At 70.4% G+C, this 7880-nt stretch carries 5 protein-coding genes; all 5 read left to right on the forward strand.

Annotated elements, in window-relative coordinates; genetic code table 11:
- The first annotated feature begins 143 nt into the window (after positions 1–143).
- The 5 genes from ACFC02_RS14380 (at position 144) to ACFC02_RS14400 (ending at position 7737) form a co-directional block, all read left to right on the forward strand.
- The gene (locus ACFC02_RS14380) at positions 144–1103 is read left to right on the forward strand and encodes an ABC transporter permease (RefSeq protein WP_376356351.1); all 960 of its coding nucleotides are present in this window, start codon (positions 144–146) and stop codon (positions 1101–1103) included.
- A gap of 91 nt (positions 1104–1194) precedes the next feature.
- Positions 1195–2055: a carbohydrate ABC transporter permease gene (locus ACFC02_RS14385; protein ID WP_376356429.1), complete on the forward strand. Its 861-nt coding sequence runs from the start codon at positions 1195–1197 to the stop codon at positions 2053–2055.
- 122 nt (positions 2056–2177) lie between these two features.
- Positions 2178–3851 carry a hypothetical protein gene (locus tag ACFC02_RS14390; RefSeq protein ID WP_376356353.1) on the forward strand — a complete coding sequence of 558 codons (1674 nt, stop codon included), beginning with the start codon at positions 2178–2180 and terminating at the stop codon, positions 3849–3851.
- Entirely contained in the window at positions 3848–5308 is a 1461-nt protein-coding gene (locus ACFC02_RS14395) for a M1 family metallopeptidase (protein ID WP_376356355.1), read from the forward strand. Before ACFC02_RS14390 ends, ACFC02_RS14395 begins: the two co-directional genes overlap by 4 nt.
- A gap of 206 nt (positions 5309–5514) precedes the next feature.
- On the forward strand, positions 5515–7737 hold the full coding sequence (locus ACFC02_RS14400; protein ID WP_376356357.1) for a right-handed parallel beta-helix repeat-containing protein: 2223 nt from the start codon (positions 5515–5517) through the stop codon (positions 7735–7737).
- Positions 7738–7880 lie beyond the last annotated feature (143 nt).

Consider the following 7880-nt stretch of genomic DNA (forward strand, 5'->3'; position numbering starts at 1 on the left):
TTGATGCCGGGCAGAAGTGGCCTGTTCGCAGCGTTTCCACGGTCCGTCAGATCGGCGGATCTATTGACGATGGGGTTAACCGCTTACTAACTTGCCGCCGCAGAAACCAGTTCCTGCGCCAACCGGCCGAACAGGACCGCTCCATGACTGTCTCCGTACCACCGACCGCCGTCGACCGCGTTCCCCGCAAGACCTTCTGGCAGCGACTCAAGCGTGACAGGGTGATGCTGCTGCTGTGCCTGCCCGGCTTCCTGTACTTCGTGGTGTTCCACTACGTACCGCTGCTCGGCTACATGGTGGCCTTCCAGGACTACCAGCCCTACCTCGGCTACATGCACAGTGCCTGGACCGGCTTCACCAACTTCACGACGGCCTTCGCCGACCCCGACTTCTGGTCGGCGACCGGCAACACGCTGGAGATCGCGCTCGTCCAGCTCGTCCTGTTCTTCCCCGTGCCGATCGGGCTCGCCCTGCTGCTCAACAGCATCGTCAGCGACAAGCTGCGCCGCTTCGTGCAGAGCGTCGTCTACCTGCCGCACTTCATCGGCTGGGTGATCATCGTCTCGATCTTCCAGCAGATCCTGGGCGGCGCGGGCGTCGTGCCCGACGTGCTCGGATCCCTCGGCCTGCCGCGCTACGACATGACGACGGACCCGAACGCCTTCCCCTGGCTGCTCGCGCTCCAGGTGATGTGGAAGGACGCCGGCTGGGGCACCATCATCATCCTCGCGGCGTTGCTCTCCATCGACCGCGGCCTGTACGAGGCGGCGGCCATGGACGGCGCGGCCCGGTGGCGCCGCTTCTGGCACGTCACCCTGCCCGGTCTGTCCCCGGTGCTCGTCCTGCTGCTCATCCTCAACCTCGGCAACATCCTCACCGTCGGCTTCGAGCAGATCCTGCTCCAGCGCGACGCCGTCGGCCCCGACGCCGGTGAAGTCCTCGACACCTACGTCTACTTCCACGGCATCAAGGACAACCAGTGGGGCACGGCCGCCGCCGTCGGCCTGGTGAAGGCCGTCATCGGCACCGTCCTCGTCATCGGTGCCAACAAGTTCGCCCACCGGCTCGGTCATGAAGGGGTGTACCGCGGTGCTGACCGTTGAGACGTCCGCTGTGAAGGCGCGCCGCGTGCGCGCCGGCCGGCCCGCCCCCGCGGCGGGAGAGCTGCGCCCGTCCGGCGCCCGCCCCCCGTGGATGGAGAAGCCCACCCGGTTCGGCCTCGTCCTCAAGGGCCTCGCCCTCGTGCTCGTCGTCGGCCTGGTGGCGTACCCGCTGATAGGTGTGATCGGCACGAGCTTCGCCTCGCAGAGCGACATCATCAGGTCCAACGGGCTCGTCCTGTGGCCCGACCACCCCAGCCTCGACGCCTACCGCACCGCGTTCACCGGCGGACGTGTGACCCGCGCCCTGTTCGTCAGCATCGGCGTCACCGTCGCCGGCACCGCCTGCAGCCTCCTCGCCACCATCGGCATGGCGTACGGGCTGTCGCGGCGGGGCATCGTCGGCGGCCGGTTCATCCTCATGACGGCCCTGTTCACCATGCTCTTCAACGCGGGCGTCATCCCCAACTTCCTCCTGGTCAAGGAGCTGGGGCTCTACAACACGTTCGCCGCGCTCGTCCTGCCCACGATGGTCAGCGCCTTCAACCTCGTCGTGATGCGGGCCTTCTTCATGAACCTGCCCGAGGAGCTGTACGACGCGGCGAAGGTGGACGGCGCGGGTGACTTCCGGACCCTGATCCGCGTCGTCCTGCCGCTCTCCAAGGCGGTCATCGCCGTCGTCGGACTGTTCTACGCCGTCGCCTACTGGAACGCGTACTTCAACGCCCTGCTCTACCTCGGCGACAACGACAAGTGGCCCCTGCCCATGGTGCTGCGCACCTTCATCCTCCAGGGTCAGAACCTCGACACCGCGGCGGCCGGCGAGGTGGTCGCCCCGCAGCAGGCCGTGCAGATGGCCGTGCTGGTCATCGCCGTCGTGCCGATCCTGCTCGTCTACCCCTTCCTCCAGCGGTTCTTCACCAAGGGCGTCCTCACCGGCGCAGTCAAGGGCTGACCGCGCCCACCCGAACCGCCCCGCGTCCCCGCGCACCCGAACCGCCCCGCGTCCCCGCGCACCCGAATCTCTCCGTGCCCCCTCGTGTTGACCCGTGCCCCCTCGTGTTGAGGAGTCCCGCCATGTCCGGCACCACATCCGTCGACCGCCGCACCCTGTTCCGCTGGGGTGCGGGCGCCGGCCTCGCCGTCGCCGCGGCACCGCTGCTCGCCGCGTGCGGCGACGGCGGCACCGCGGCCAAGGCCGAGGCCAAGAGCGCCAAGCTGCTGCCGACCACCACCGTGCGCAACATCGGAATCAAGGCCGACCTGCCCGGCACCGCGGCGGGCGTTCCGAACGCCTTCCTGAAGTACCCGGCCGAACTGGTCCGCGCGACCCGGGGGACCCCGCTCGAAGGCGCCGAGAAGATCACCGCCGTCACCGAGACGTTCGCACCGCTGCCGCCCGCGCGCGGCAAGAACGCGGCCTGGCGGGAGATCGAGAAGCTGCTCGGCACCGAGATCGACTTCACGGCCGTGCCCGCGGACGACTACCCGGCGAAGTTCTCCACGATGGTCGCCGGTGACCAGCTGCCGGACATCTTCATGTACCCGGAGACCGGCGGCGTCGACGACATGGGCTCGTTCCTCGCCGCCAAGTGCGCCGACCTGGGCCCCCACCTCTCCGGCGACAAGGTCAAGGACTACCCGAACCTCGCGGCCGTCCCGCAGTACGCCTGGCGCGACGCCATCAAGGGCGGCAAGCTCTACGGCATCCCGATCGCCCGCTCGGGCAGCGGCGGCGCGGGCTTCTACCGGGCCGACCTGTTCCGGCGGGCCGGCGTCACGAACCTCGACCAGATCGACAGCATCGAACGGCTCGTCGAGCTGGCCAAGGACCTCACGGACGTCAGGAAGAAGCAGTACTTCTTCACCGGCGGCAGCACCGTCCTGCTCGCCATGTCGGCCGGCGCCCAGCACTTCTGGAAGTTCGACCGGCAGACCGGCAAGTGGCGCTACCAGCTGGAGGACGACAAGTACCGGTACGCGGTGGAGACCGCCGCCAAGCTCTACAAGGCGGGCTGCTACTACCCGGGCACCGTGCAGATGTCCGGGGCCCAGAAGGCCCAGTACACGGACCTGTTCAAGAACGGCAAGGCCGCCTACGTCTACGACGGCATGCCCTCGTACCTGACCACGGCCACCGGATACGTCGACGCCATGGGGGCCATCGACAAGTCCTTCGACGTACGGCCCATGGTGCCCGTCGGCAAGGACGCGGTGGCCTGGACCGACAACGTCTCGCTGCAGAACTGCTACATCACCAGGGCCGGCGAGCAGCGGGTCAAGGAACTGCTGCGGCTCGCCGACTTCGCCGCCTCGCCCTTCGGTTCCCTCGAATACACCCTCATCAACTACGGCGTGGAGAACACCGACTACCAGCGGGACGCGCACAGCACGCCCGTCCTCACCAAGCAGGGCACCCAGGACGTGACCGTGCCGTGGGGCAAGCTCGCCTCCGCGACACCCGCGTTCTTCAGCGCCACGCACCCCGACGCCGCCCGCTACGTGCACGAGGCGTACTCGGTGCTCATCCCGAAACTCGTCGAGGACCCGACCCTCAGCTACTCCTCGCCGACCTGGGACTCCAAGGGACAAGGAAGCCTCTACACCATCCACCTCGACGGCCTGAAGGACCTGATCACCGGCCGCAAGCCGATGTCCGCGTACGACGCGCTGGTCAAGAAGTGGCGCCGTGCCGGGGGCGACACGTGTCGCGCCGAGTTCGAGCAGGCCTCGCAGAAGGGGAAGAAGTGACCACCGGCAGACGCACGTTCCTCACGTCGGCGGCGGCGGTCGCCGCCGCGGTCACGGTACCGGTGCTGGGCTCGCCCGCCGGCGCCGCGGGTTTCGACCCCCGCCCCGGCTCCGACGGCGTCGGCGACCCGCTGTTCCCGACCCTCGGCAACGGCGGCTACCGGGTCGACCACTACGACCTGACCTTCGACTTCACACCCGGGACGTACGACTTCACGGCGGTGGTGAAGATGGACGCGCGGGCCACGCAGGACCTGTCGGCGTTCAACCTGGACACCGACGGCCACAGCATCGACGCGGTCACGGTGAACGGCCGCCGAGCCTCCCACGCCCTCTCCCTCGGCCGCTCCGGCCAGGAACTGACGGTCACTTTGCCCTCGCCGCTCCACAAGGGCGCCCCGTTCCGCGTCACCGTCGCCTACCACGGCAACGGCAAGGCGCAGCGGGCCGGACTGACCGGATGGAGGTTCGGCTCGGACGGCGGCTTCGCCTCGGCCGCGCAGTCCTCGCGGGCCGACACCTTCCTGCCCTGCAACGACACACCCTCCGACAAGGCCACCTGGACCTTCCACATCTGCGCGCCCGAGGGGTATGTCGCCGCCGCCAACGGAGTGCTGACCGGCAAGGACGAACGCGCCGGCAAAGCGACCGTCTGGCACTTCGCGCTGCGCGAGCGCATGCCGACGGAACTGCTCGGCATCGCCGTCGTCAAGGGCACATACCTGTACGGCACGTCGCACACCGGGCTGCCGCTGCGGCACGTCGTCCCGCGGGGCCGGGAGGACGAGTACGCCCCGATCGTGGCCCGCACACCCGACCATCTCGCCTGGCTGGAGGCGAAGTTCGGCCGCTACCCGTTCTCCGTGTACGGCATCCACATCTACGACGGGTACACCGACGCCCTGGAGAACACGACGCTCACCCTGATGGGCACCAACTGGTTCAAGCCCGACGCGGACGGCGACCCGACGTACGAGAACACCATGGTGCACGAGCTGACCCACCAGTGGTTCGGCGACAGCGTGACGCCGAACGACTGGCAGCAGGCCTGGCTCAACGAGGGGCCGGCCGTGTACTACGCCGCGCTCTACAGCCAGGAGCGCGGCTGGTCCGACATGGCCGCGAAGATGAAGACGACGTACGCCGCGCTCGACGCGATCCGCGCGAGCGACGGGCCGCCCGGACTGCCCAAGGCCCTCGGAGGCACCAACATCTACGACGGCGGCGCCCTGGTGCTCTACGCCCTCCGACTCCACGTCGGCCCGCGGAAGTTCGACCGGATCATGGGCCTGTGGCCGCGCCGCTTCAAGGGCCGTACGGTCACCAGCGAGGACTTCATCGCCCACGCCGTGAGCGTGACGGGCGACCGGTCGCTGGACCGGTTCCTGCGGGACTGGCTGTTCGGCACGCGGAACCCGCCGATGCCGGGCCATCCGGACTGGACGGCCACGGCATGAACGGCGGCGGCCGGCCGCCCCGGCCGCCCCACACACCTCGTTCGGCCGGTGCCGCGCCGAAGGCAGTGCGCCTCCGGTACCACACGGCGGCGCCGGCCCCCTGGTGTCGGCGCACGCCACCCGGCCCCGCACCTGAACCTGAACCGCCGCACTCCACCTCCCCGGCCCGCCCCGAGCGGCAGGCCGTCCGAGCGGAAGGTCATCGCATGAGACCACTCACCCGCACAGTCCGCACCGCCGGTGCCGCCCTCCTCACCGGAGCCGCGCTCCTCCTCAGCCCGCTGCCCGCCGCCCAGGCGGCCCCCGCTCCCAAGGTCCTGCACGCCGCACCCCACGGCTCGGGGTCCCAGTGCACCTGGGGGCGTCCCTGCTCCGTGGAGGGGGCGCGCAACGCCGCACGCGTCGTCAGCGGACGGGACGTGCGCGTCGAACTCGCCGACGGCACGTACGAACTGGACGCCCCCCTGCGGCTCGGCGCACAGGACTCCGGGGTCACCTGGACCGCGGCCCGCGGCGCGCATCCCGTATTCTCCGGCGGCCGGACCCTGACGGGCTGGTCCGTGAACGGCGACGGCACCTGGAGCGCGAAGGTGCCCCGGGGCATCACGCCGCGCCAGCTGTTCGTCGACGGCCGGCGCGCCGTGCGCGCCCGTGGCGGGTCCTGTGCCGCCGCCGTCTGCGACGCCACCGAGTCCGGCATGACCGGCGCGGAGAAGACCGGCATCGCCCACTGGGCCCGCCCCACCGACGCCGAGGCCGTCATCAGCGTGCGCTGGCGCAACTACCACTGCCGCATCGCCGCCGTCACCGGCGACCTCATGACCTTCGCCCAGCCCTGCTGGACCAACTCCACCTCCGGGACCGACCGCACCGGACCCGCCTGGGACACGACGACCGTCGACTCCGCCCGCTACACAGGAGTGGCCTACTTCGAGAACGCCCGGGAACTCCTCGACAAGCCCGGCGAGTTCGTCTGGGACTCGGCTGCCCGCACCGTCACCTACCTGCCCCGCAAGGGCGAGGAACTACTCCGTGCCCGGGTTATCACCCCGGTCACCGAAGGGCTCCTCGTGCTCGACGGCGCCCATGACGTCCGCGTCAGCGGCATCGGTTTCGCCTACGCCGCCTACCAGCAGCCGAACACCGACGAGGGCTACGCGGGCACCCAGGCCGGCCTGACCCTGACCGGCGCCACCGGCCCCGTCGACCACGCGGGCCGCCACTACACCAAGCCCGCCGCCGCCCTCACCGTCCGCGGCGGCCGCCACGTGGTGATCGACCACGGCACCTTCACCCACCTCGGCGGCGCGGGCGTCGTCTTCGAACAGGGCACCCAGGACTCCGCGCTCACCCGCTCCCGCTTCACCGACCTCTCCTCCGGCGCCGCGTACATCGGTGACACGGAACCCATGCCGGCCCCCGAACTCACCGGCGCTCGCAACACCGTCTCGTACAACACCGTCCGCCGCACGGGCGTGGAGTACACGGACGCCGTGGGCATCTGGGCGGGCTACGAGGCCGGGACCGTCATCGACCACAACACCCTGGACGACCTCCCCTACTCCGGCATCTCCGTCGGCTGGGGCTGGAACCAGCCCGAGGCCCGGCGGTCCGTGCTCCGCGACAACCGCGTCACCGGCAACCGGATCACAGACGTCATGCTCGTCGAGGACGCACAGCACGACGGAGCCGCCATCTACACCCAGGGCGCCCAGCCGGGCACCGTCATCTCCGGGAACTACATCGACCGCAGCGCGTACGGGAACACCGAACGCGACGGCAACGGCATCTACCTCGACGAGCAGTCCAGCCACATCACCGTCGCCCGCAACGTCGTCACGCGCGTCGGCTACAAGTGGATCTCCAACTGGGCCGACTACGGCATCGACAACCACGCCACCGGCAACTGGACCGACACCGACGCCCCGGCCCTCGCCGGCACCGGCTCGACCATGACCGGCAACCACACGAAGCTGGACCGGCTCCCCGCCGAGGCCGTCGACGTCGCCGAAGCCGCCGGCGCCGACGGCCGGGGCAGTGTCGAGCAGCTCCGCCCCGACCTGGCCCGCACCGGCACCGCCACCCAGTCCTCCACGGACGGCACGGCGGCAGCGGCCGGCGCCACCGACGGCGACACCACCACCGACACCCGCACCCTCTCCGAGGCGGGCGCCTGGTGGCAGGTGGACCTGGGCGCCGCCCGCCACGTAGGCCAGGTCGAGATCTGGAACAGCAGCGCCATGACCACGTCCGACTTCGACGTGCAACTCGCCGCCTCGGCCGACTTCTCCGACGCCACCACCGTGCACGTCACCGGCAAGGCACTGCGCCCCAGCCTCCTGGACACCGACACCGAGGCCCGCTACCTCCGCATCCGTCTCACCGGCACCGGACGGGTGGCGCTCGCCCACGTCCTGGTCCATCCCTGAGCACTGTCGTCACAGGGGGGTGCGCCGCGGACCCTCCGGCGGGGGCGCGGCGCCCCCCCCCCCCCCGCGCCACGCGCCGCCCCCCCACCACCTAGCGGAAAGGCGGTCACCTCAATACCGACCCCCCCCCCCACCAGCGCCGC

Origin of the sequence: Streptomyces sp. NPDC056160, from assembly GCF_042268205.1 — a bacterium.
Taxonomy (GTDB): domain Bacteria; phylum Actinomycetota; class Actinomycetes; order Streptomycetales; family Streptomycetaceae; genus Streptomyces.

Excerpts from the sequence above, each read along its gene's own strand:
- ACFC02_RS14390 (WP_376356353.1), top strand. The coding sequence starts at position 2,178 with ATGTCCGGCACCACATCCGTCGACCGCCGCACCCTGTTCCGCTGGGGT.
- ACFC02_RS14400 (WP_376356357.1), top strand. The coding sequence starts at position 5,515 with ATGAGACCACTCACCCGCACAGTCCGCACCGCCGGTGCCGCCCTCCTC.
- ACFC02_RS14385 (WP_376356429.1), top strand. The coding sequence starts at position 1,195 with ATGGAGAAGCCCACCCGGTTCGGCCTCGTCCTCAAGGGCCTCGCCCTC.
- ACFC02_RS14380 (WP_376356351.1), top strand. The coding sequence starts at position 144 with ATGACTGTCTCCGTACCACCGACCGCCGTCGACCGCGTTCCCCGCAAG.